This is a genomic window from Streptomyces sp. ADI95-16 (assembly GCF_003721495.1).
Classification (GTDB): domain Bacteria; phylum Actinomycetota; class Actinomycetes; order Streptomycetales; family Streptomycetaceae; genus Streptomyces; species Streptomyces goshikiensis.
Map to the genome: position 1 here is coordinate 4781911 of NZ_CP033581.1, position 22069 is coordinate 4803979.

Consider the following 22069-nt stretch of genomic DNA (forward strand, 5'->3'; position numbering starts at 1 on the left):
CATGGGACTGGAAGAGAAGCTGCCGAGCGGCTTTCTGCTGACCACCGTCGAACAGGCCGCGGGCTGGGTGCGCAAGTCATCCGTCTTCCCGGCCACCTTCGGCCTCGCGTGCTGCGCCATCGAGATGATGACCACCGGAGCGGGCCGGTACGACCTGGCCCGCTTCGGCATGGAGGTCTTCCGCGGCTCCCCGCGCCAGGCCGACCTGATGATCGTGGCCGGCCGGGTCAGCCAGAAGATGGCGCCCGTGCTGCGGCAGGTGTACGACCAGATGCCCGCTCCCAAGTGGGTCATCTCCATGGGCGTTTGCGCCTCTTCGGGCGGAATGTTCAACAACTACGCGATCGTCCAGGGCGTCGACCACATCGTGCCCGTGGACATCTATCTGCCCGGCTGCCCGCCCCGCCCCGAGATGCTGCTGGACGCGATCCTCAAGCTCCACCAGAAGATCCAGGGCTCGAAGCTCGGAGTGAACCGGGAAGAGGCGGCGCGCGAGGCGGAGGAGGCGGCCCTCAAGGCCCTCCCCACCATCGAGATGAAGGGGCTGCTCCGGTGAGCGACGACCCGGCCGTGGAGAACGGCAACAACGTGCCCGCGCCCAGGGGGACCGCCGGCCCCGAGGTGATCCGCGTCCGCAAGGGCATGTTCGGCGCCGCCGGCGGCGGCGACACCAGCGGCTACGGCGGCCTCGTCCGCACCGTGGCCCTGCCGGGCGCCGGCGTCCGCCCGTACGGCTCGTACTTCGACGAGGTCGCCGACGAGCTCGAAGGCGCCCTGGAGGAACAGGGCCTCGTCCCCGAGAACGCCATCGAGAAGACGGTGGTCGACCGGGGCGAGCTCACCTTCCACATCGCCCGCGAACACCTCGTCAAGGTGGCCTCCACCCTGCGCGACGACCCCGCCCTGCGCTTCGAGCTGTGCACCGGCGTCTCCGGGGTGCACTTCCCCGGCGACAAGGGCCGCGAACTGCACGCCGTCTACCACCTGCGCTCGATCACCCACGGCCGCGTGGTGCGCCTGGAGGTCTCGGCCCCGAACGGCGACCCGCACGTCCCCTCGCTCGTCGCGGTCTACCCGACCAACGACTGGCACGAGCGCGAGACGTACGACTTCTTCGGCCTGATCTTCGACGGGCACCCGGCGCTCACCCGGATCATGATGCCGGACGACTGGCAGGGCTTCCCGCAGCGCAAGGACTACCCGCTCGGCGGGATCCCCGTCGAGTACAAGGGTGCCCAGATCCCGGCTCCCGACCAGCGGAGGTCGTACAGCTGATGTCCACGTCGAACCACGCCTCCTCGAACGCCGCCTCCTCCCGCGAGACGACCGAAGGCACCGTCTACACCGTCACCGGCGGCGACTGGGACGAGGTCGTCCAGTCCGCGGCCCGTGCCGACGACGAGCGGATCGTCGTCAACATGGGCCCGCAGCACCCGTCCACCCACGGAGTGCTCCGCCTGATCCTGGAGATCGACGGCGAAACGGTCACCGAGGCCCGCTGCGGAATCGGCTACCTGCACACCGGCATCGAGAAGAACCTCGAATTCCGGAACTGGACGCAGGGCACCACCTTCGTGACGCGCATGGACTACCTGACGCCGTTCTTCAACGAGACGGCGTACTGCCTGGGCGTCGAGAAGCTGCTCGGCATCACCGACCAGATCCCGGACCGCGCCACCGTCCTGCGCGTCCTGCTGATGGAGCTCAACCGGCTCTCCTCCCACCTGGTGTGCATCGCCACCGGCGGCATGGAGCTGGGCGCGACCACGATCATGATCTACGGCTTCCGCGACCGCGAGCTGATCCTCGACATCTTCGAGCTGATCACCGGCCTGCGCATGAACCACGCGTTCATCCGCCCCGGCGGCCTCGCCCAGGACCTGCCCCCGGGCGCCGTCGACCAGCTGCGCGACTTCGTGAAGACCATGAGGAAGAACCTGCCGGAGTACGACAAGCTCGCCACCGGCAACCCCATCTTCAAGGCCCGCATGCAGGACGTCGGCTACCTCGACCTCACCGGCTGCATGGCCCTCGGCGCCACCGGCCCGATCCTGCGCTCGGCCGGCCTGCCGCACGACCTGCGCAAGTCGGATCCGTACTGCGGCTACGAGAACTACGAGTTCGACGTGCCGACCACCGAGAGCTGCGACTCCTACGGGCGGTTCCTGATCCGCCTGGAGGAGATGCGCCAGTCGCTCCGGATCGTCGAACAGTGCCTGGAGCGCCTGGAGCCCGGCCCGGTCATGGTCGCCGACAAGAAGATCGCCTGGCCCGCGCAGCTCGCGATGGGCCCGGACGGCCTCGGCAACTCCCTCGACCACATCCGCACCATCATGGGCACCTCCATGGAGGCCCTCATCCACCACTTCAAGCTGGTGACCGAGGGCTTCCGGGTACCGGCCGGCCAGGCCTACGCGGCCGTCGAGTCCCCCAAGGGCGAGCTCGGCGTGCACGTCGTCTCCGACGGCGGCACCCGCCCCTACCGGGTCCACTTCCGCGATCCGTCCTTCACCAACCTTCAGGCCATGGCCGCGATGTGCGAGGGCGGCCAGGTCGCCGACGTCATCGTCGCCGTCGCCTCCATCGACCCCGTGATGGGAGGCGTCGACCGATGACCGCCAGTCCTCAGACCCCAGGGGTCTCCCTGGGCATGCCCCAGCTGCCGGCCCCCGATTTCCCGGCCGACGTACGCGCCCGGCTCGAAGCGGACGCCGGGGAGGTCATCGCCCGCTACCCCGACAGCCGCTCCGCGCTGCTGCCGCTGCTGCACCTGACGCAGTCCGAGGAGGGCTACGTCTCCCGCACCGGCATCCGGTTCTGCGCCGAGGTCCTCGGGCTGACCACCGCCGAGGTCACGGCCGTCGCCACCTTCTACACGATGTACCGGCGGGGTCCCTCGGGCGACTACCAGGTCGGCGTCTGCACCAACACCCTGTGCGCGGTCATGGGCGGGGACGCCATCTTCGAGGAGCTCAAGGAGCACCTCGGGGTCGGCAACAACGAGACCACCCCGGACGGCAAGGTCACGCTGGAGCACATCGAGTGCAACGCGGCCTGCGACTACGCCCCCGTGGTGATGGTCAACTGGGAGTTCTTCGACAACCAGACCCCCCAGTCCGCCAAGGCCATCGTGGACGACCTGCTCGCCGGCCGCCCGGTCGCGCCGACCCGGGGCGCGCCGCTGTGCACGTACAAGGAGACCGCCCGGATCCTGGCCGGGTTCCCGGACGAGCGCCCGGGCGCGGTCGAGGCGAGCGGCGGCGCCGGCCCCGCCTCCCTGATCGGCCTTCGCATCGCGCGCGGCGAGACCCCGCAGCCCGGCAGGGTCGTGCACCCGCGTGGCGAGTCCGCGGCCGACACCGAGGAGGGGGAGTGATGACCGTGACCGCCGAGATGCACGAGAACGGCGCCCCGGAGAAGCTGCTGGCACCCGTGCTGTCCGCGTTCTGGGACGAGCCGCAGTCGTGGACGCTGGAGACCTACCGGCGCCACGAGGGCTACGAGGGCCTGCGCAAGGCGCTCGCGATGACCCCGGACGACCTCATCGCCTACGTGAAGGACTCGGGCCTGCGCGGCCGCGGCGGCGCGGGCTTCCCCACCGGAATGAAGTGGCAGTTCATCCCGCAGGGCGACGGAAAGCCGCACTACCTCGTCGTGAACGCGGACGAGTCGGAGCCGGGAACCTGCAAGGACATCCCCCTCCTCTTCGCCAACCCGCACTCCCTCATCGAGGGAATGATCATCGCCTGCTACGCGATCCGGTCGGAGCACGCCTTCATCTACCTGCGCGGCGAGACCGTGCCGGTCCTGCGACGCCTGCACGAGGCGGTGCGCGAGGCGTACGAGGCCGGCTACCTCGGGAACGACGTCCTCGGGAGCGGGCTGAAGCTCGACATCACGGTGCACGCGGGGGCGGGCGCGTACATCTGCGGTGAGGAGACGGCGCTGCTCGACTCCCTCGAAGGCCGACGCGGTCAGCCCCGGCTGCGTCCTCCCTTCCCCGCCGTCGAGGGGCTCTACGCCTGCCCCACCGTCGTCAACAACGTCGAGTCCATCGCCTCGGTTCCCGCGATCCTGAACCGGGGCAAGGACTGGTTCAAGTCGATGGGGACCGAGAAGTCCCCCGGCTTCACGCTGTACTCGCTCTCCGGACACGTCGTCGGCCCCGGCCAGTACGAGGCCCCGCTCGGCATCACCCTGCGCCAGCTCCTCGACATGAGCGGCGGGATGCGCCCCGGGCACCGGCTGAAGTTCTGGACCCCGGGCGGCTCCTCCACCCCGATGTTCACCGACGAACACCTCGACGTCCCGCTCGACTACGAGGGCGTGGGCGCCGCCGGCTCGATGCTCGGCACCAAGGCCCTCCAGTGCTTCGACGAGACGACCTGCGTCGTGCGCGCCGTCACCCGCTGGACCGAGTTCTACGCGCACGAGTCCTGCGGCAAGTGCACCCCGTGCCGCGAAGGCACGTACTGGCTGGTCCAGCTGCTCCGCGAGATCGAGGCCGGCAAGGGCGTCATGTCGGACCTCGACAAGCTGAACGACATCGCCGACAACATCAACGGAAAGTCGTTCTGCGCCCTCGGCGACGGCGCCGCCAGCCCGATCTTCTCCTCGCTCAAGTACTTCCGCGAGGAGTACGAGCAGCACATCACGGGCAAGGGCTGCCCCTTCGACCCCAAGAAGTCGACCCTCTGGGCTGACACGGAGGTGAACGCGTGACCGTCACCAGTAACGCCCCCGCCGGTGGCGGCGAGGCAGCGGAGCGGCCGAAGGCCGCCGAGAACACGGTCTCCCTGACCATCGACGGCATCGAACTCTCGGTGCCCAAGGGGACCCTGGTCATCCGGGCCGCCGAGCAGATCGGCATCGAGATCCCCCGGTTCTGCGACCACCCCCTCCTCGACCCGGTCGGCGCCTGCCGGCAGTGCATCGTCGAGGTCGAGGGCCAGCGCAAGCCGATGGCCTCCTGCACCATCACCTGCACCGACGGCATGGTCGTCAAGACGCAGCTGACCTCCCCGGTCGCCGAGAAGTCCCAGCGCGGTGTGATGGAGCTGCTGCTCATCAACCACCCGCTGGACTGCCCGGTCTGCGACAAGGGCGGCGAGTGCCCGCTCCAGAACCAGGCGATGTCGCACGGGCAGAGCGACTCCCGTTTCGACGGCAAGAAGCGCACGTACGAGAAGCCGGTCGCGATCTCCACGCAGGTACTGCTCGACCGCGAACGGTGCGTGCTGTGCGCGCGCTGCACCCGCTTCTCCACGCAGGTGGCCGGCGACCCGATGATCGAGCTCCTGGAACGCGGCGCGCTCCAGCAGGTCGGCATCGGCGAGGGCGACCCCTTCGAGTCGTACTTCTCCGGCAACACCATCCAGATCTGCCCCGTCGGCGCCCTCACCTCGGCCGCCTACCGGTTCCGCTCCCGCCCGTTCGACCTCGTCTCCTCCCCGAGCGTGTGCGAGCACTGCGCGGGCGGCTGCGCGACCCGGACCGACCACCGGCGCGGCAAGGTGCTGCGCCGGCTGGCCGCCGAGGACCCCGAGGTCAACGAGGAGTGGATCTGCGACAAGGGCCGCTTCGGGTTCCGCTACGCGCAGCGCCCCGACCGGCTCACGACCCCGCTGGTGCGCGGCTCCGACGGGGTGCTCGCCCCGGCGAGCTGGCCCGAGGCCCTGGAGGCCGCGGCCGCGGGGCTCGCCGCCGCGCGCGGCCGGGCCGGCGTGCTGACCGGCGGCCGGCTCACCGTCGAGGACGCCTACGCGTACGCCAAGTTCGCCCGGGTCGTCCTCGACACCAACGACATCGACTTCCGGGCCCGGGTCCACAGCGCGGAGGAGGCCGAGTTCCTGGCCGCCACCGTCGCCGGCACCGGCCTGGACCTCGACGGACGCGGAGTGACGTACGCGAGGCTGGAGGCGGCGCCCGCCGTCCTGCTCGCCGGGATCGAGTCCGAGGAGGAGGCCCCCGGGGTCTTCCTGCGGCTGCGCAAGGCCCACCGCAAGTACAAGCAGCGGACCTTCGCCCTCGCCCCGTTCGCCACCCGGGGCCTGGACAAGGCGGGCGGCACCCTGCTGGCCGCCGCCCCCGGCACCGAGCCCGAGTGGCTCGACGCGCTGGCGTCCGGGACCGGCCTGGAGGCCGGCGGGGCCGGGGCCGCCGAGGCGCTGCGGCTGCCCGGCGCGGTCCTCGTCGTCGGGGAGCGCCTCGCGGGCGTGCCCGGCGCGCTGACCGCCGCCGTACGGGCCGCCGCCGCCACCGGGGCCTCGCTCGTGTGGATCCCGCGCCGGGCCGGGGAGCGGGCCGCCGTCGAGGCGGGCGCGCTGCCGTCGCTGCTGCCCGGCGGCCGCCCGGCCACCGATCCGCGGGCCCGCGAAGAGGTCAGGTCGGCCTGGGGCCTGGAGGAACTCCCGCACCGCTACGGCCGTGACACGGGGCAGATCGTCGAGGCCGCCGCCGTACGCGAACTCTCCGCCCTGCTCGTCGCGGGCGTCGAGGTCACGGACCTGCCGGACCCGGCCCGCGCCCGGACCGCCCTGAAGGAGGCGTTCGTCGTCTCCCTGGAGCTGCGGCCCGGCGAGGTCACCGACCACGCCGACGTGGTCCTCCCGGTCGCCGCCGTCGCCGAGAAGGCGGGCGCGTTCATCAACTGGGAGGGCAGGGTCCGCCCGTTCGAGGCGGCCCTCAAGCCCGACCAGATGACCCGCCGGCTCGCCCCCGCCGACCACCGCGTGCTGCACATGCTGGCCGACGCGGCGGAGCGGCCGATCGCGCTGCCCGACGTACACGCCGTACGCCGGGAGCTCGACCGGCTCGGCCCGTGGGCCGGGGAGCGCGCCGAGGAGCAGTCCACCGGCGCGGAGCCGCTGCCCCGCCCCGGCGCGGGCGAGGCGGTCCTCGCGGGCCACCGGCTCCTCCTCGACCAGGGCCTGCTCCAGGAGGGCGACGAGGCCCTCGCCGGTACCCGGCACGAGGCGAACGCCCGGCTGTCGGCCGCCACGGCCGCCGAGACGGGCGTCAAGGACGGCGACGTCCTCGCGGTCACCGGCCCGGCCGGCTCCGTGGAACTCCCGCTCCGGATCACCGAGATGCCCGACCGGGTGGTCTGGCTCCCGCTGAACTCCACCGGCCGCGGCGTCCTCGCCGACGCCGGGGCCCGCCCGGGCACCCTCGTACGGATCGGCCCGGCGACGCCGGCCGACAGCAGCGGCACCGATGCGGAGGTGGGCGCGTGAACGCGGTACAGCTCGCTGCCGAGGACCTCTCCCTGTTCGGCAGGGACGTCTGGTGGCTGGTCGTCGTCAAGGCGGTGTTCTGCTTCGCCTTCCTGATGGTGACCGTGCTCTTCTCCATCGTCTGGGAGCGCAAGGTCGTCGCCTGGATGCAGCTGCGCATCGGCCCCAACCGGCACGGCCCCTGGGGCATGCTCCAGTCGCTCGCCGACGGCGTGAAGCTGATGCTCAAGGAAGACCTCATCGTCAAGCGGGCCGACAAGGTCGTCTACGTCCTGGCCCCGATCATCGCGGCGATCCCGGCCTTCATGGCCATCGCGGTGATCCCCTTCGGCCCGGCCGACGACCAGGTCTCGATCTTCGGCCAGCGCACCACGATGCAGCTCACCGACCTGCCGATCGCGATGCTCTACATCCTCGCGGTGGCCTCGGTCGGCATCTACGGCATCGTCCTCGCCGGCTGGTCCTCGGGCTCGACGTACCCCCTGCTCGGGGGCCTGCGCTCCTGCGCGCAGATGATCTCGTACGAGATCGCGATGGGCGCGGCCTTCGCCTCGGTCTTCCTCTACTCCGGGTCGATGTCGACCTCGGCGATCGTCGAGGCGCAGGCGGACCGCTGGTACGTCATCCTGCTGCCGGTCTCCTTCATCATCTACGTCATCACGATGGTCGGCGAGACGAACCGCGCCCCCTTCGACATGCCGGAGTCCGAGGGCGACCTCGTCGGCGGCTTCAACACCGAGTACTCCTCCATCAAGTTCGCGCTGTTCATGCTGGCCGAGTACGTCAACATGGTCACCGTCTCGGCGGTCTCGGTCACCCTCTTCCTCGGCGGCTGGCGGGCCCCGGCGCCCATCTCCACGTACTGGGAGGGTGCGAACCACGGCTGGTGGCCGATGCTCTGGTTCGTCATCAAGGTCCAGCTGCTGCTGTTCTTCTTCATCTGGCTGCGCGGCACGCTGCCCCGGGTCCGCTACGACCAGCTGATGAAGCTCGGCTGGAAGGTCCTGATCCCGGTCTCCGTGGTCTGGCTGATGCTCGTCGCCACCGTCCGCGCGCTGCGGAACGAGAACTACGACTTCCAGGAGATCGTGCTCTACGTCGGCGGCGGCGTCATCGCGATCCTGCTGCTGTCCTTCGTCGCGGACCTCTTCCGCGACAAGAAGGAGAAGGCGGCCGCCGAGGAAGCCGGGAAGGCCGCGACGGAGGCGGTCTTCGACCCGCTGGCGGGCGGGTTCCCCGTACCGCCCAAGCCCGGCCAGGAGCTGGCACCCGTACCGCGCAGGCGGCCCCGCTCGGAGCGGGAGCTGATTGTCAGTGGCGGGACGAATACTGACAGTGACCGAGAGGAGGGTGCTGAGAATGCCTGACGCGGAGAACGAGAAGTGGCAGAACCCGGTGGCCGGCTTCGGCGTGACCTTCAAGGCCATGTTCAAGAAGCGCCTCACCGAGCAGTACCCGGAGCAGCCGAAGACCACCGCGCCGCGCTTCCACGGCCGGCACCAGCTCAACCGGCACCCCGACGGCCTGGAGAAGTGCATCGGGTGCGAACTGTGCGCCTGGGCCTGTCCCGCCGACGCCATCTACGTGGAGGGCGCGGACAACACCGAGGAGGAGCGCTACTCCCCGGGCGAGCGGTACGGCGCGGTCTACCAGATCAACTACGCCCGCTGCATCCTGTGCGGGCTGTGCATCGAGGCCTGCCCGACCCGCGCGCTGACGATGACGAACGAGTTCGAACTCGCCGACGCCAGCCGCGAATCGCTCATCTACACCAAGGAGCAGCTGCTCGCCGGTCTGACCGAGGGCATGGTCGAGGCCCCGCACTCGGTCTTCCCCGGCACGGACGAGCAGGACTACTACCGGGGGCTGGTGACCGGGGCGGCTCCCGGTACGGAGCGGCAGGTCGCGGTCTCGAAGGGCGAGAAGGCGGCGCCCTCCGAGGAGGTGGGGGCGTGAGCACGATCGCGGCCGCCACCGCCACGGTCACCTCCACCGGGGAGGCCGTGCAGTTCTGGGTCCTCGCCACCGTCGCCGTCATCGGCGCCCTGTCCACGATCCTGATGAAGAAGGCCGTGCACAGCGCGCTCAGCCTCGCCGGGACGATGATCGTCCTGGCGGTCTTCTACCTCGCCAACGGGGCGTACTTCCTGGGCGTCGTCCAGGTCATCGTCTACACCGGCGCCATCATGATGCTGTTCCTCTTCGTGGTCATGCTCGTCGGCGTCACCGCGGCGGACTCCCTCAAGGAGACCCTCAAGGGCCAGCGCTGGATGGCCGTGCTGTGCGCCCTCGGCTTCGGCACCCTGCTGATCGCCGGCATCGCCCACGCCCGGCTGAACCACTTCAACGGGCTCGGCCGGATCAACTCCGGCGGAAACGTGGAGGGCCTGGCCACGCTGATCTTCACCAAGTACGTGTTCGCCTTCGAGATCACCGGCGCCCTGCTGATCACCGCGGCCGTCGGCGCGATGGTGCTCACCCACCGCGAGCGCACCGAGCGGGCCGCCACCCAGCGCGAACTCGCCGAGCGGCGCGTCCGCGAGGGCGTCCAGCTCCCGCCGCTGCCCGCCCCCGGTGTCTACGCCCGGCACAACGCGGTGGACGTCGCCGGTCTGCTGCCGGACGGCACCCCGTCCGAGCTGACCGTCAGCAAGACGCTGCGCGCCCGCGGCCAGATCCGGGACGTCTCCAGCGAGGCGCTCAGCGACCTGAAGGCGCTGGAACAGGCCTCGGCGGAGCGCCTCGGCCGTGAGGAGGCATCCCAGTGAATCCGGTCAACTACCTTTACCTGGCCGCCCTGCTGTTCACCATCGGGGCCTCCGGCGTCCTCATCCGGAAGAACGCGATCGTGCTGTTCATGTGCGTCGAGCTGATGCTCAACGCCTGCAACCTCGCGTTCGTCGCCTTCTCCCGGATGCACGGCAACCTCGACGGCCAGATCATCGCGTTCTTCACGATGGTCGTCGCCGCCGCGGAGGTCGTGGTGGGCCTCGCGATCATCGTGTCGCTCTTCCGTACCCGCCACTCGGCCTCGGTCGACGACGCCAGCCTGATGAAGCTGTAAGGGGCGTTCACACAGTGGAGAATCTGATCGCGCTGCTGATCGCGGCGCCCCTGCTCGGAGCGGCGGTGCTGATGTGCGGCGGCCGGCGCCTCGACAAGGCCGGGCACTGGCTCGGCACCCTGTTCGCCGCCGCCTCCTTCGGGATCGGCGTGGCCCTGTTCACCGACATGCTCGGGCGCGCGGCCGACGACCGGACCCTGTCCCAGAAGCTGTACACCTGGATCCCCGTCGAGGGCTTCCAGGCGGATGTCGCCTTCCAGCTGGACCAGCTGTCGATGACCTTCGTCCTGCTGATCTCCGGGGTGGGCACGCTCATCCACGTGTACTCGATCGGGTACATGGAGCACGACGAGCGCCGCCGCCGCTTCTTCGGCTACCTCAACCTGTTCCTGGCGGCGATGCTGCTGCTCGTCCTCGCCGACAACTACCTGCTGCTGTACGTCGGGTGGGAGGGCGTGGGCCTGGCCTCGTACCTGCTCATCGGCTTCTGGCAGCACAAGCCCAGCGCGGCGACCGCCGCGAAGAAGGCCTTCCTGGTCAACCGGGTCGGCGACATGGGCCTCTCGATCGCCATCATGCTGCTGTTCACCACCTTCGGGACCTTCGCCTTCGGGCCGGTGTTCGCCTCGGTGGGCAACGCGACCGAGGGCAAGCTGACGGCGATCGCCCTGATGCTGCTGCTCGCCGCCTGCGGCAAGTCGGCCCAGGTGCCGCTGCAGTCCTGGCTCGGGGACGCGATGGAGGGCCCGACCCCGGTCTCGGCCCTGATCCACGCGGCGACGATGGTGACGGCGGGCGTGTACCTGATCGTCCGCTCGGCCGCCGTCTTCAACGGGGCGCCGGACGCCCAGCTGGTGGTCACCGTCGTCGGCGCGGTCACGCTGCTCTTCGGTGCGATCGTCGGTTGCGCGAAGGACGACATCAAGAAGGCCCTCGCCGGGTCGACGATGTCGCAGATCGGCTACATGATCCTGGCGGCGGGCCTCGGCCCGATCGGGTACGTGTTCGCGATCATGCACCTGGTGACGCACGGCTTCTTCAAGGCGGGCCTCTTCCTCGGCGCCGGCTCCGTCATGCACGGCATGAACGACGAGGTCGACATGCGCATGTACGGCGCCCTGCGGAAGTTGATGCCGGTCACCTTCGTCACCTTCGGCCTCGGCTACCTGGCGATCATCGGCTTCCCCGGTCTGTCCGGCTTCTTCTCCAAGGACATGATCATCGAGGCGGCCTTCGCCAAGGGCGGCACCCAGGGCTGGATCCTCGGCGGGGTCACCCTGCTGGGCGCCGGCATCACCGCCTTCTACATGACCCGCGTCATGCTCCTCACCTTCTTCGGCGAGAAGCGCTGGCAGCCGGACGCGGCCGGACACGAGCCGCACCCGCACGAGTCCCCGAAGTCCATGACCGTCCCGATGGTCATCCTGGCGTTCGGGTCGGTCTTCGCCGGCGCGTTCTTCGAGATCGGCGAGCGCTTCCTGAAGTGGCTGGAGCCCGTCACCGGCTACGAGCACGGCAACTCCCCGGTCAGCGCCACGGCGGTGACCGCGTCCACCATGGTGGTCCTGGTCGTCGGCGTCGGCATCGCCTGGTCGATGTACGGCCGCAGGCCGGTCCCCGTGCTCGCCCCGCGCGGCTCGCTCCTCACCCGGGCGGCCCGCCGGGACCTGTTCCAGGACGACTTCAACCACGTCGTCCTAGTGCGCGGCGGCGAGCACCTGACCCGCTCGCTCGTGTACGTCGACCACAGCCTGGTCGACGGGGTGGTCAACGGGACCGCCGCGTCGGTCGGCGGGCTGTCGGGCCGGCTGCGCAAGCTGCAGAACGGCTACGCCCGCAGCTACGCGGTCTCGATGTTCGGGGGGACGGCGATCCTGATCGCCGCGACCCTGCTGATGAGGGCGGTGTGAAATGAGTTTCCCGCTTCTGACGGTGACGGCCGTGGTACCGGCGGCCGGTGCCGTCCTGACGGCGGCCGTCCCGGCCGCCCGCAGGACCGCCGCCAAATGGCTCGCGCTGCTCTTCTCCCTGGCGACCCTGGCGCTGGCCGTGCTCGTCGCCGTCCGCTTCGAGCCCGGTGGCGCCCGCTACCAGCTCACCGAGTCCCACGCCTGGATCCCCGACTTCGGGGTCCGCTACGAACTGGGCGTGGACGGCATCGGGGTGGTGCTGATCGCGCTCACCGCGCTGCTGATCCCCTTCGTCATCGCGGCCGGCTGGCACGACGCCGACCCGCTGGAGACCAATTCCTCCCGCTGGCGGCCGACGCAGGGGTTCTTCGCCCTGATCCTGCTGGTCGAGGCCATGGTGGTCATCTCCTTCGAGGCCACCGACGTCTTCCTCTTCTACGTCTTCTTCGAAGCCATGCTCATCCCGATGTACTTCCTCATCGGCGGCTTCGGCGACCGGGCCCACTCCGGGTCCGATGAGAACGCGGCCGCGCAGCGCTCGTACGCGGCGGTCAAGTTCCTCCTCTACAACCTGGCCGGCGGCCTGATCATGCTCGCCGCCGTCATCGGGCTGTACGTGGTCGCAGGGAACTTCTCGCTCCAGGAGATCACCGCCGCCCGCGCCGCGGGCACGCTCGACATGGCGACCAACACCGAGCGGCTGCTGTTCCTCGGCTTCTTCTTCGCCTTCGCGGTGAAGGCCCCGCTGTGGCCGCTGCACACCTGGCTGCCGAACGCGATGGGGGAGTCCACGGCGCCGGTGGCCGTCCTGATCACCGCGGTCGTCGACAAGGTCGGCACCTTCGCGATGCTCCGCTTCTGCCTCGGGCTGTTCCCGGACGCCAGCAAGTGGGCCACCCCGGTGATCCTCGTACTGGCACTGATCAGCATCGTCTACGGGGCGCTGCTCGCCGTCGGCCAGCGCGACATCAAGCGGCTGGTCGCCTACGCGTCGATCTCGCACTTCGGCTTCATCGTCCTGGGCATCTTCGCGATGACCTCCCAGGGACAGTCGGGCGCGACGCTGTACATGGTCAACCACGGGCTCTCGACGGCGGCGCTGATGCTGGTGGCCGGCTTCCTGATCTCGCGGCGCGGCTCGCGGCTCATCGCCGACTACGGCGGTGTGCAGAAGGTGGCCCCGGTCCTCGCCGGCACCTTCCTGATCGGCGGCCTCGCCACCCTGTCGCTGCCGGGCCTGGCCCCGTTCGTCAGCGAATTCCTGGTCCTGGTCGGCACGTACGCCCGGTACCCGGTCGTCGGCATCATCGCCACCGTCGGGATCGTGCTGGCCGCGCTCTACACGCTGGTGCTCTACCAGCGCACCATGACCGGCCCCGTGAAGGAGGAGGTCCGCGCGATGCCGGACCTGCACCTGCGCGAAATGCTGGTCGTCGCCCCGCTGATCGCCCTGCTGATCGGGCTCGGCGTCTACCCGAAGGTGCTCACCGACATCGTCAACCCGGCGGTCGAGTACACCATGTCCGACGTGAAGCGGACGGACCCGAAGCCCGAGGTCGCGGTAGAGGCCGTGCCCGCGAAGAATGGGGAGGCGGCGAAGTGAGCACCCTGACTGCTGCCCACGGCCTGTCGGCACTGGCGGCCGCCGCTCCGGCGGACCGCATCCCGGCTCCGCACATCGAGTACGCGCAGCTCGCGCCCACGCTCATCGTGGTGGGCGCGGCCGTCCTCGGCGTCCTCGTCGAGGCGTTCGTACCGCGCAGGTCCCGCTACTACGTCCAGGTGTTCCTGGCCGTCGCCGCGCTGGCCGCGGCCTTCGCGGCGGTCGTCGCCCTCGCCGCCGGCGGGTACGCGAGCGACAAGGCGCGGATCGCCGCCATGGGCGCCATCGCGGTGGACGGCCCGGCGCTGTTCCTCCAGGGCACCATCCTGCTGGCCTCGGTCGTCGCCGTCTTCACCTTCGCGGAGCGGCGCCTGGACCCGGCCGCGCACGGCAACCGGGTGGACTCCTTCGCCGCCCAGGCGGCGTCCGTACCGGGCAGCGAGAGCGAGAAGGCCGCCGTGAAGGCGGGCTTCACCACCACTGAGGTGTTCCCGCTGGCGCTGTTCGCGATCGCCGGCATGCTGGTCTTCCCGGCGGCCAACGACCTGCTGACGCTGTTCGTGGCCCTGGAGGTCTTCTCCCTCCCGCTGTACCTGCTCTGCGCCGTCGCCCGCCGCCAGCGGCTGATGTCGCAGGAGGCCGCCGTCAAGTACTTCCTCCTCGGCGCCTTCTCCTCGGCGTTCCTGCTGTTCGGCATCGCGCTGCTCTACGGCTACGCCGGCTCCGTCTCGTACGCGGTGATCGCGGACGTGGTGGACGGCACGGTCCAGACGGTCGACCCGGCGCTCGCCGACACCATGGGCAACGACGCGCTGCTGCTCATCGGCGGCGCGCTGATCCTGACGGGCCTGCTGTTCAAGGTCGGTGCGGTCCCCTTCCACATGTGGACGCCGGATGTCTACCAGGGCGCGCCGACGCCGGTGACCGGTTTCATGGCGGCCGCGACGAAGGTGGCCGCGTTCGGCGCGCTGCTGCGCCTGCTGTACGTGGTGCTGCCGGGGCTGCGCTGGGACTGGCGCCCGGTGATGTGGGGCGTCGCGATCGTCACGATGCTCGCGGGCGCCGTGATCGCGGTGACCCAGACCGACGTCAAGCGGCTGCTGGCTTACTCCTCGATCGCGCACGCGGGCTTCATCCTGGCCGGTGTGATCGCCACGTCGGCGGAGGGCGTCCAGTCCGTCCTCTTCTACCTGGCCGCGTACTCCTTCGTGACGATCGGCGCCTTCGCGGTGGTCACGCTGGTGCGCGACGCGGGCGGCGAGGCGACGCACCTGTCCAAGTGGGCCGGGCTGGGGCGGCGTTCGCCGCTGACGGCGGCCGTGTTCGCGGTGTTCCTGCTGGCCTTCGCGGGCATCCCGCTGACGTCCGGCTTCGCCGGGAAGTTCGCCGTGTTCAAGGCGGCGGCGGAGGGCGGCGCCGGGGCGCTGGTCGTGGTCGGTGTCATCTCGTCCGCGATCGCCGCGTTCTTCTACATCCGGGTGATCGTGCTGATGTTCTTCAGCGAGCCGAAGGCCGACGGCCCGACGGTGGCGGTCCCCTCGCCGCTGACGATGACCACCATCGCGGTGGGCGTCGCGGTCACCCTGGTCCTGGGCCTCGCGCCGCAGTACTTCCTGGACCTGGCGGGACAGGCGAGCACGTTCGTCCGCTGAGCCGTCCGCACGGCACGCAGGAGGGCCCGGATCCCGTGGGGGGAGCCGGGCCCTTCCGCGTGGCCGCGTGTGGTCGCGCGTGGTCGGACCGACGCCAGTGGCCGTGCGCCGCTAGTGGCCGTGCGCGTGCGCGGGCTGCGCCGGGGCTCCGGCCTTGGCCGGGCAGGTCAGGGCGGGGTTCCAGTTGTGGAAGCGCCCGGCCGGGTTCTCCTTGTACGCCCACATGTGCAGGTCGTAGTGCTTGGGCATGCCCGCCCAGTGGCCCGGCATGGGCCCGTCGAAGGGCAGCCCGAACATGCTGGGCCGGTCGTCGGAGGTCTTCAGGTCCTGGTCCCGGTCGGTGGACATCCACTCCACGGTCTGGAGCCTGCGACGGCCGTTGCGGTCCTTCTCCGTGCTGTAGAGGAGCGCGGTCGGCCTCGCGGGGTCCATCGAACCCCAGTTGGCCTGCTTGACGTAGTGGTAGCCCATGGCGCCCACCCCGAACGGGTTGGTCATGCACTCCTTGCCCTGCGGGACGTACCCGTCCTTGAGGGCCTGCCGCTCGTCCGCGTACTTGGCCGTCACCGCGATCGCCGTCGCCATGTCCCTCATCGCCCGCTGGTCGCGCGGGTCGGGCGCGGGCCCCTCCACCCCGTGGGCCGGGGCCACGGCGACCAGGCCGAGCGACACGGCTGCCGCGCAGGTGACGAGGGTCTTCAGGCTGCGTACGGTCATGGCGGCGGCTCCTCGCGGTGGGGGTACGGGGTACGGGTGTCCCCGAACCACCATCGCGGTCCGCCCCGTCCGGCGCACGTGGCGCGCCTCCGAACGGGGCGTCCCCGAGGCGTGGGGCTAGCGGGATCCCACGATGCGGCCGGTGACCTCGCCCAGGCCCACCCGGGTGCCGTTGGCGCCCGGCGCCCAGGCGGTGAGGGTGACGGTGTCGCCGTCCTCCAGGAAGGTGCGCTTGCCGTCGGCGAGCTCGATCGCGTCGCGGCCGTTCCAGGTCAGCTCCAGCAGGGAGCCGCGCTGGTCGACCTCCGGACCGCTGACGGTGCCGGAGCCGTAGACGTCGCCGGTGCGCAGGGAGGCGCCGTTGACGGTCATGTGCGCCAGCTGCTGGGCGGCGGTCCAGTACATGGTGGCGAACGGCGGGCGCGCCACCTCCTGGCCGTTGATGGAGACGCTGATGTGCAGGTCGAAGCCGCCGGGGCGGTCGCTGTCGGCGTCGTCCAGGTAGGGCAGCAGCGGGAAGTCCCGGGCGGGCGGGGCGGTCCGGGCCGCGTCCAGGGCCTCCAGCGGGGTGACCCAGGCGGAGACGGAGGTCGCGAAGGACTTGCCGAGGAAGGGGCCGAGCGGCACGTACTCCCAGGCCTGGATGTCGCGCGCGGACCAGTCGTTGAGGAGGAAGAGGCCGAAGACGTGGTCCTCGAACTCGGCCAGCGGCACCGGGCGGCCCAGCTCGGAGGGGGTGCCGACGACGAAGCCGACCTCGGCCTCGATGTCGAGCTTGACCGACGGGCCGAAGACCGGCGCCGGGTCGGTGGGCGCCTTGCGCTGTCCGGAGGGGCGTACGACATCGGTGCCGGAGACGACGAGGGTGCCGGAGCGGCCGTGGTAACCGATCGGCAGGTGCTTCCAGTTGGGGGTGAGCGCGTCGCCGTCGGGGCGGAACATCTTGCCGACGTTGGTGGCGTGGTGCTCGCTCGCGTAGAAGTCGACGTAGTCGGCGACCTCGTACGGGAGGTGCAGGACGGCCTCCTCCAGCGGCAGCAGGTGCGGCTCGACGGCCGGCCGGTGGCCGGGGTCGGTGACCCACGCGGTCAGCGCGCGGCGCACGTCGCGCCACGCGGTGCGGCCCGCGGCCAGCAGCGGGTTGAGCGAGGGCCGCCCGAGCAGTCCGGCGTACGGGGACCCGAGCGCGGCCGCGGCCGCCCCGGCGTCGAGCACGTACCCGCCGATGCGCACGCCGATCCGCCGGCGGGTGTCCCCGGAGGTGGAGAAAACGCCGTACGGAAGATTGTGCGGACCGAACGGATCGCCCTCGGGAACATCGAGGGGGCTCTGCTGGGGCATGGGGTAGTGCCTCACTTTCGATGCGGTCCGGTCCGGGGGTGTCCCGGGGGGCTGGTCGACACGTTACCCGCGTGAAAGCCCCGCCTTCGGGCGGGGCTACGACGTCATTTGGTCACAAATGCAGAGGGAACGCGCATCATCGAAAATTACCGGCCCACCTCCCCGATACCCGCCCTTCGCGCACACAAGATCAGTACGGTGATCCGAGCGGGGAGGGTCTCCTGGGTCTTCTGTGTCCCCTGGGTCTGATGGCACGCCAAGTGACGTGTGGGGCCTCGGGGAGGCCGGATTCGGGTGCCATTTGTAGGACTTGTCCCAGAGGGTCCGTATCCTTGGCGCCGTGACTTCCGCCCCGCTTCCGGCCCTTCCCTATGCCTTGATCGCCACTGACCTGGACGGGACTCTGCTGCGCGCCGGAGACACCGTCTCGGCCCGCTCGTACGCGGCGCTCGCGACGGCGCGCGCCGCCGGCGCACAGCACATCATCGTGACCGGGCGCCCGGTCCCCCAGGTACGGCACGTCCTGGACGGCCTCGGATACACGGGGCTCGCGGTGTGCGGCCAGGGCGCGCAGGTGTACGACGCGGCGGCCGGGACGCTGCTGCACTCCGTGTCGATGGACCGGGAGCTGGCGGAGGTGGCCCTCGGGAAGATCGAGGCGGAGATCGGCGAGGTCTACGCGGCCGTCAACCAGGAGGGGGTGGACGCGGAGATGCTGATAGGGCCCGGCTACCGGATGTGGCACCCGCACCTGCCGACGGTCCCGGTGCCCCGGCGGGCCGATCTGTGGGCCGCGCCCATCAACAAGGTGCTGCTCCAGCACCCGGAGCTGGACGACGACGAACTGACGCGGGTCGCGCGGGGCGTGGTGGGCCACCTGGTGAACGTCACCATGGCCGGGGAGCACACGGTCGAGCTCCAGCCGCCGGGCATCGACAAGGCGAGCGGACTCGCCCGGGCGGCGGCCGTCCTGGGCGTCCCGCCCGAGTCCACGATCGCCTTCGGGGACATGCCGAACGACGTCCCGATGTTCGCGTGGGCCGCGCACGGGGTGGCGATGGCCAACGCCCACCGCGAGCTGGTCGCCGTCGCCGACGAGCTGACCCTCTCCAACGAGGAGGACGGCATCGCGGTGGTCCTGGAACGCCTCTTCGCGTAGCGACGGCGCGCGCCGCCGCGGCTCAGCCGGCGGCGCGGGGGATGCGGCGTTCCCAGGTGCGGTGGAAGACCACCTCCTCGCCCTCCCGGCAGACGAGTTCGTTCGACGTCAGGAAGCCGCCCTCGTCGCAGGTGATCTCCGACCGGGTCTCCACCCGGGTGTCCCAGGACAGGTCGGGACGGTGCAGCCGGATCCGCCACCGCGAGCTGGTCCGGGCCGACAGCGGGTCCGCCTCCTGGATCTCGTACGCCTCCGCAGCTTCCTCGCCGCACTCCAGCCCGTCCGGGTACACCCGCGTCCCCCCGTACCGGGGGTCCACCTCCAGCCGCCAGGTCCCGCGCGCGACGTCCCGTACGACGAGCCGCTCCGGGCGCGGCTCGTCCAGGGTCGCCGGGAGGACCACGCCCAGCGGGGCCGACTGTTCCGGGGGCTCGAAGGCGATCTCCGCTCCGGCGGTGGCCGTGCGGACCGGGAGCGTCAGCGCGCTGCCCGCCGGTTCCACCGTCCAGCCGGCCTCGGATCCGGCCCGCGGCCAGATCCACGGCCAGTAGGCGGAGGACAGCGCCAGCCGGATCCGGTGGCCGGGCGGGAAGGAGTGGCCGATGGCGTTCAGCTCGAACGTCACGTCCTCGTACGCGCCCACCGGCCACCGGGCGACCCTGTCCCGCCCCAGCCGCGCGGAGAGGTTCAGGGCACCCCGGGTGACCAGCGTGGAGGCCCCGTCCGGCGCCACGTCGCAGAGCCGCGCCACCACCTGGCCGTACGGGACGTCCATCCGCAGCCGCAGGGTGACCGAAGGACGCCCCAGGACCTCCACCGCCTCCCCGCCGGCCGCGACCGGGAACTCGAAGCACGCCGACTTCGCGTCCTCCTCCCGCTGGTCCGGCGGCAGGTCCGCCTCGTTGCCGAAGGGGAGGAACCGCCCCGCGTCCAGCCCCGTGTGCTGCGGCGAGGCCACCGGCACCGGCGCCCCCTGGAGCTCGTACGAGAGGGGTACGACCGAGGGCGGGGGCCAGGCCCGGTCGCCGACCCAACGGCCCTCCATCCGCTCGTACACCGGCGCCGGGCGGTGCGACTCGGAGATCCAGGACCTCAGCAGCGGCTCGGCCATGACCCCGTTGTCCACGCCCTTCAGCCAGTGGTCCCACCAGCGCAGCGTCTCCTGGAGGAAGCCGATCGCCGGGCCCGGCGCGAGCCCGCGGTCCGGGTACTGGTGCGACCAGGGCCCGATCAGCCCCCGCACCCGGTCGGGGGGCAGGTGCGACACCAGCCGCAGCACCGTGTCCCGGTACGGGTCGTGCCAGCCGCCCACCGCCAGCACGGCCGCGCCGATCGCCCCGTAGTCCTCGCGGACGCTGCCGCGGCGCCAGTAGTCGTCCCGCGTCTGGTGCGACAGCCAGGTGTGGAGGAGGGGTTCCACCGACTCCAGCCGCGCCAGCCACTGCTCCCGCCAGCCGTCGCCGGCGAACAGCGGGTCCGGCGGCCGCGCGGCGAAGGCCAGCATGGCGGCCGCCCGCGCGTGCATGTCCACGGCCAGTACCGAGCCGCCCATGTAGTGCGCGTCGTTGTCGTACCGGTCGTCCGTCGCGCAGACGGTGACCACGGCCTTCAGCGGCTCCGGAGCGAGCGCCGCGATCTGGAGGGAGTTGCAGCCGCCCCACGAGATCCCGAACATCCCCACCGACCCCGTGCACCACGGCCGCGCCGCCAGCCACTCCACCACCGCCGTGCCGTCGGCGAGTTCCCGCGCGTCGTACGCGTCGCCCGGCGCGCCCCCGCTGCACCCGTGGCCGCGCACGTCCACCCGTACGGAGGCGTAGCCGTGGCCCGCGTACCAGGGGTGGCGCTGCCAGTCGCGCGGCGCGGTCCAGTCCGTCAGCCGGTGCGGGAGGTACTCCAACAGCGCCGGAACGGGTTCGTCCGTCACCGGGCGCCAGATCCGCGCGTACAGCTCGACTCCGTCGGGCAGCGGAATCCGGACATCCTCGCGCGTCGTCGCGTACGGGAAACCGGTGCGGATGATCATGCGGAAGCCCTCGCGCGGCCCGGGAGGGCGTGGCCGTCGCGGCGGGGCGGCCGGTCGGCCGCCGGATCCGCCGGCAGCTCGTCCATGTCGGTCACAGTTCTGGGCAAAACGTATTCTCCGGTCGATTCGGCTACTGCCGAACATACCGGGGTGGTTCGGGCGCTGCGCGCGTGACGAGGCCGCCGTGGCCGGGAAGGCGCTCTCCGTGATCGAAAACGGACGGGATACGCTGGCTTGAGTGATGGCAGCGACACATCGACAATCCATGTGATCGTCAGCGTGATCGTCAGCAGACAGGAGTACCCCTCGTGACCGTCGTCGGGCCGTTCGGACTGAGCGTGCGGGACCAGGCTCTTGAAACCGATGTCCAGGCCGGACTGGCCGCCGTCGAGGCGGGTCTGCTGGAAGCCACCAAGAGCGAAGTCCCCTTCATCACCGAGGCAGCGCAGCACCTGGTGCGCGCCGGAGGAAAGCGGTTCCGCCCGCTGCTGGTCATGCTCGCCTCGCGCTTCGGTGATCCCTACGCACCGGGCATCGTGCCGTCCGCCGTGGTCGTGGAGCTCACCCACCTGGCGACGCTCTACCACGACGACGTCATGGACGAGGCGGACGTGCGCCGCGGCGTGGCCAGCGCCAACGCCCGCTGGGGCAACTCGGTGGCCGTCCTGACGGGTGACTTCCTGTTCGCCCGCGCCTCGCACATCCTGGCGGACCTCGGGCCCGAGGCCGTCCGGATCCAGGCCGAGGCCTTCGAGCGGCTCGTGACCGGCCAGATCCTGGAGACGGCCGGTCCGCGCGACGGGCGCGACCCCGTCGAGCACTACCTGGACGTCATCGCCGGCAAGACCGGCTCGCTGATCGCGGTCTCCGGCCGCTTCGGCGCGCTGATGTCCGGCGCCGACGAGTCGGTCGTGGACATCCTGACCCAGTACGGCGAGCGCCTCGGCACCGCCTTCCAGCTCGCGGACGACGTCCTCGACATCGCCTCCGACTCGCACGAGTCCGGCAAGACCCCGGGCACCGACCTGCGCGAGGGCATCCCGACGCTGCCCGTGCTGCGGCTGCGCGAGACGGCCGCCCGCGGCGGGAACCCGGACGACCTGGAACTCGTACGGCTCCTGGACGGCGACCTGACGGACGACGCCCTGCACGCCGACGTGCTGGCCCGGCTGCGGGTGCACCCCGCGCTGGAGCAGGCCCGCCGCGACACGATCCGGTACGCGCAGGACGCGCGGGCCACGCTCGCGCCGCTGCCGGAGTGCTTCGCGAAGTCGGCGCTGGAGGAGCTGTGCGACGCGGTGGTGCACCGCGCCGGATAGCGGCGCCCGCGGGGCGCCGCGCGAGGACGACAGCAGGGGCCCG

At 71.2% G+C, this 22069-nt stretch carries 18 protein-coding genes; 15 read left to right on the forward strand and 3 right to left on the reverse strand.

All coding sequences use genetic code 11. The annotated features are described in order from the left end of the window. Position 1 precedes the first annotated feature (1 nt). Genes EES41_RS21295 through nuoN form a run of 13 tightly spaced genes read left to right on the forward strand, consistent with a single transcriptional unit; the run spans position 2 to position 15464 of the window. Positions 2–556, forward strand: coding sequence for an NADH-quinone oxidoreductase subunit B family protein (locus tag EES41_RS21295; protein ID WP_123079911.1), 555 nt, complete (start codon positions 2–4; stop codon positions 554–556). After that, a complete protein-coding gene (locus EES41_RS21300) occupies positions 553–1275 on the forward strand; it encodes an NADH-quinone oxidoreductase subunit C (RefSeq protein ID WP_123079912.1) in 723 nt (240 codons plus the stop codon). Before EES41_RS21295 ends, EES41_RS21300 begins: the two co-directional genes overlap by 4 nt. Further along, the gene (locus EES41_RS21305) at positions 1275–2615 is read left to right on the forward strand and encodes an NADH-quinone oxidoreductase subunit D (RefSeq protein WP_123079913.1); all 1341 of its coding nucleotides are present in this window, start codon (positions 1275–1277) and stop codon (positions 2613–2615) included. Before EES41_RS21300 ends, EES41_RS21305 begins: the two co-directional genes overlap by 1 nt. Then, entirely contained in the window at positions 2612–3376 is a 765-nt protein-coding gene (nuoE, locus tag EES41_RS21310) for an NADH-quinone oxidoreductase subunit NuoE (protein ID WP_123079914.1), read from the forward strand. The genes EES41_RS21305 and nuoE overlap by 4 nt, the downstream gene beginning before the upstream one ends. Further along, positions 3376–4722 (forward strand): NADH-quinone oxidoreductase subunit NuoF, encoded by a 1347-nt coding sequence (gene nuoF, locus EES41_RS21315; RefSeq protein WP_123079915.1) that lies wholly within the window; start codon positions 3376–3378, stop codon positions 4720–4722. The genes nuoE and nuoF overlap by 1 nt, the downstream gene beginning before the upstream one ends. After that, positions 4719–7235 (forward strand): NADH-quinone oxidoreductase subunit G, encoded by a 2517-nt coding sequence (locus tag EES41_RS21320; RefSeq protein ID WP_123079916.1) that lies wholly within the window; start codon positions 4719–4721, stop codon positions 7233–7235. The genes nuoF and EES41_RS21320 overlap by 4 nt, the downstream gene beginning before the upstream one ends. Further along, on the forward strand, positions 7232–8602 hold the full coding sequence (nuoH, locus tag EES41_RS21325) for an NADH-quinone oxidoreductase subunit NuoH (protein ID WP_123079917.1): 1371 nt from the start codon (positions 7232–7234) through the stop codon (positions 8600–8602). Before EES41_RS21320 ends, nuoH begins: the two co-directional genes overlap by 4 nt. Continuing rightward, positions 8595–9191, forward strand: a complete 597-nt coding sequence (gene nuoI, locus EES41_RS21330; protein WP_123079918.1) for an NADH-quinone oxidoreductase subunit NuoI — start codon at positions 8595–8597, stop codon at positions 9189–9191. Before nuoH ends, nuoI begins: the two co-directional genes overlap by 8 nt. After that, positions 9188–10003: an NADH-quinone oxidoreductase subunit J gene (locus tag EES41_RS21335; RefSeq protein WP_123079919.1), complete on the forward strand. Its 816-nt coding sequence runs from the start codon at positions 9188–9190 to the stop codon at positions 10001–10003. The genes nuoI and EES41_RS21335 overlap by 4 nt, the downstream gene beginning before the upstream one ends. Further along, on the forward strand, positions 10000–10299 hold the full coding sequence (gene nuoK, locus EES41_RS21340; protein WP_008738417.1) for an NADH-quinone oxidoreductase subunit NuoK: 300 nt from the start codon (positions 10000–10002) through the stop codon (positions 10297–10299). Before EES41_RS21335 ends, nuoK begins: the two co-directional genes overlap by 4 nt. Before the next feature lie 14 nt (positions 10300–10313). Further along, positions 10314–12209 carry an NADH-quinone oxidoreductase subunit L gene (nuoL, locus tag EES41_RS21345; protein WP_123079920.1) on the forward strand — a complete coding sequence of 632 codons (1896 nt, stop codon included), beginning with the start codon at positions 10314–10316 and terminating at the stop codon, positions 12207–12209. Between the two features lies 1 nt (position 12210). Beyond that, a complete protein-coding gene (locus tag EES41_RS21350; protein WP_123079921.1) occupies positions 12211–13812 on the forward strand; it encodes an NADH-quinone oxidoreductase subunit M in 1602 nt (533 codons plus the stop codon). 32 nt (positions 13813–13844) lie between these two features. Next, positions 13845–15464, forward strand: a complete 1620-nt coding sequence (gene nuoN / locus EES41_RS21355; protein ID WP_123082616.1) for an NADH-quinone oxidoreductase subunit NuoN — start codon at positions 13845–13847, stop codon at positions 15462–15464. Between the two features lie 111 nt (positions 15465–15575). Here the strand turns inward: nuoN and EES41_RS21360 are convergent, their stop codons facing one another. Both EES41_RS21360 and fahA read right to left on the reverse strand, forming a co-directional pair. After that, the gene (locus tag EES41_RS21360) at positions 15576–16181 is read right to left on the reverse strand and encodes a hypothetical protein (RefSeq protein ID WP_123079922.1); all 606 of its coding nucleotides are present in this window, start codon (positions 16179–16181) and stop codon (positions 15576–15578) included. Positions 16182–16298: 117 nt separating this feature from the next. Next, positions 16299–17522: a fumarylacetoacetase gene (gene fahA / locus EES41_RS21365; protein WP_123079923.1), complete on the reverse strand. Its 1224-nt coding sequence runs from the start codon at positions 17520–17522 to the stop codon at positions 16299–16301. 340 nt (positions 17523–17862) lie between these two features. Between fahA and EES41_RS21370 the strand changes: the two genes are divergently transcribed. Then, positions 17863–18681: an HAD family hydrolase gene (locus EES41_RS21370; protein ID WP_123079924.1), complete on the forward strand. Its 819-nt coding sequence runs from the start codon at positions 17863–17865 to the stop codon at positions 18679–18681. A 22-nt stretch (positions 18682–18703) separates the two neighbouring features. Here the strand turns inward: EES41_RS21370 and EES41_RS21375 are convergent, their stop codons facing one another. After that, complete coding sequence (locus tag EES41_RS21375) at positions 18704–20707, reverse strand: CocE/NonD family hydrolase (RefSeq protein ID WP_123079925.1); 2004 nt, start codon at positions 20705–20707, stop codon at positions 18704–18706. A gap of 308 nt (positions 20708–21015) precedes the next feature. Here EES41_RS21375 and EES41_RS21380 point away from each other — a divergent pair, with 308 nt between their 5' ends. Beyond that, on the forward strand, positions 21016–22026 hold the full coding sequence (locus EES41_RS21380; protein WP_123079926.1) for a polyprenyl synthetase family protein: 1011 nt from the start codon (positions 21016–21018) through the stop codon (positions 22024–22026). Positions 22027–22069: the final 43 nt, after the last annotated feature.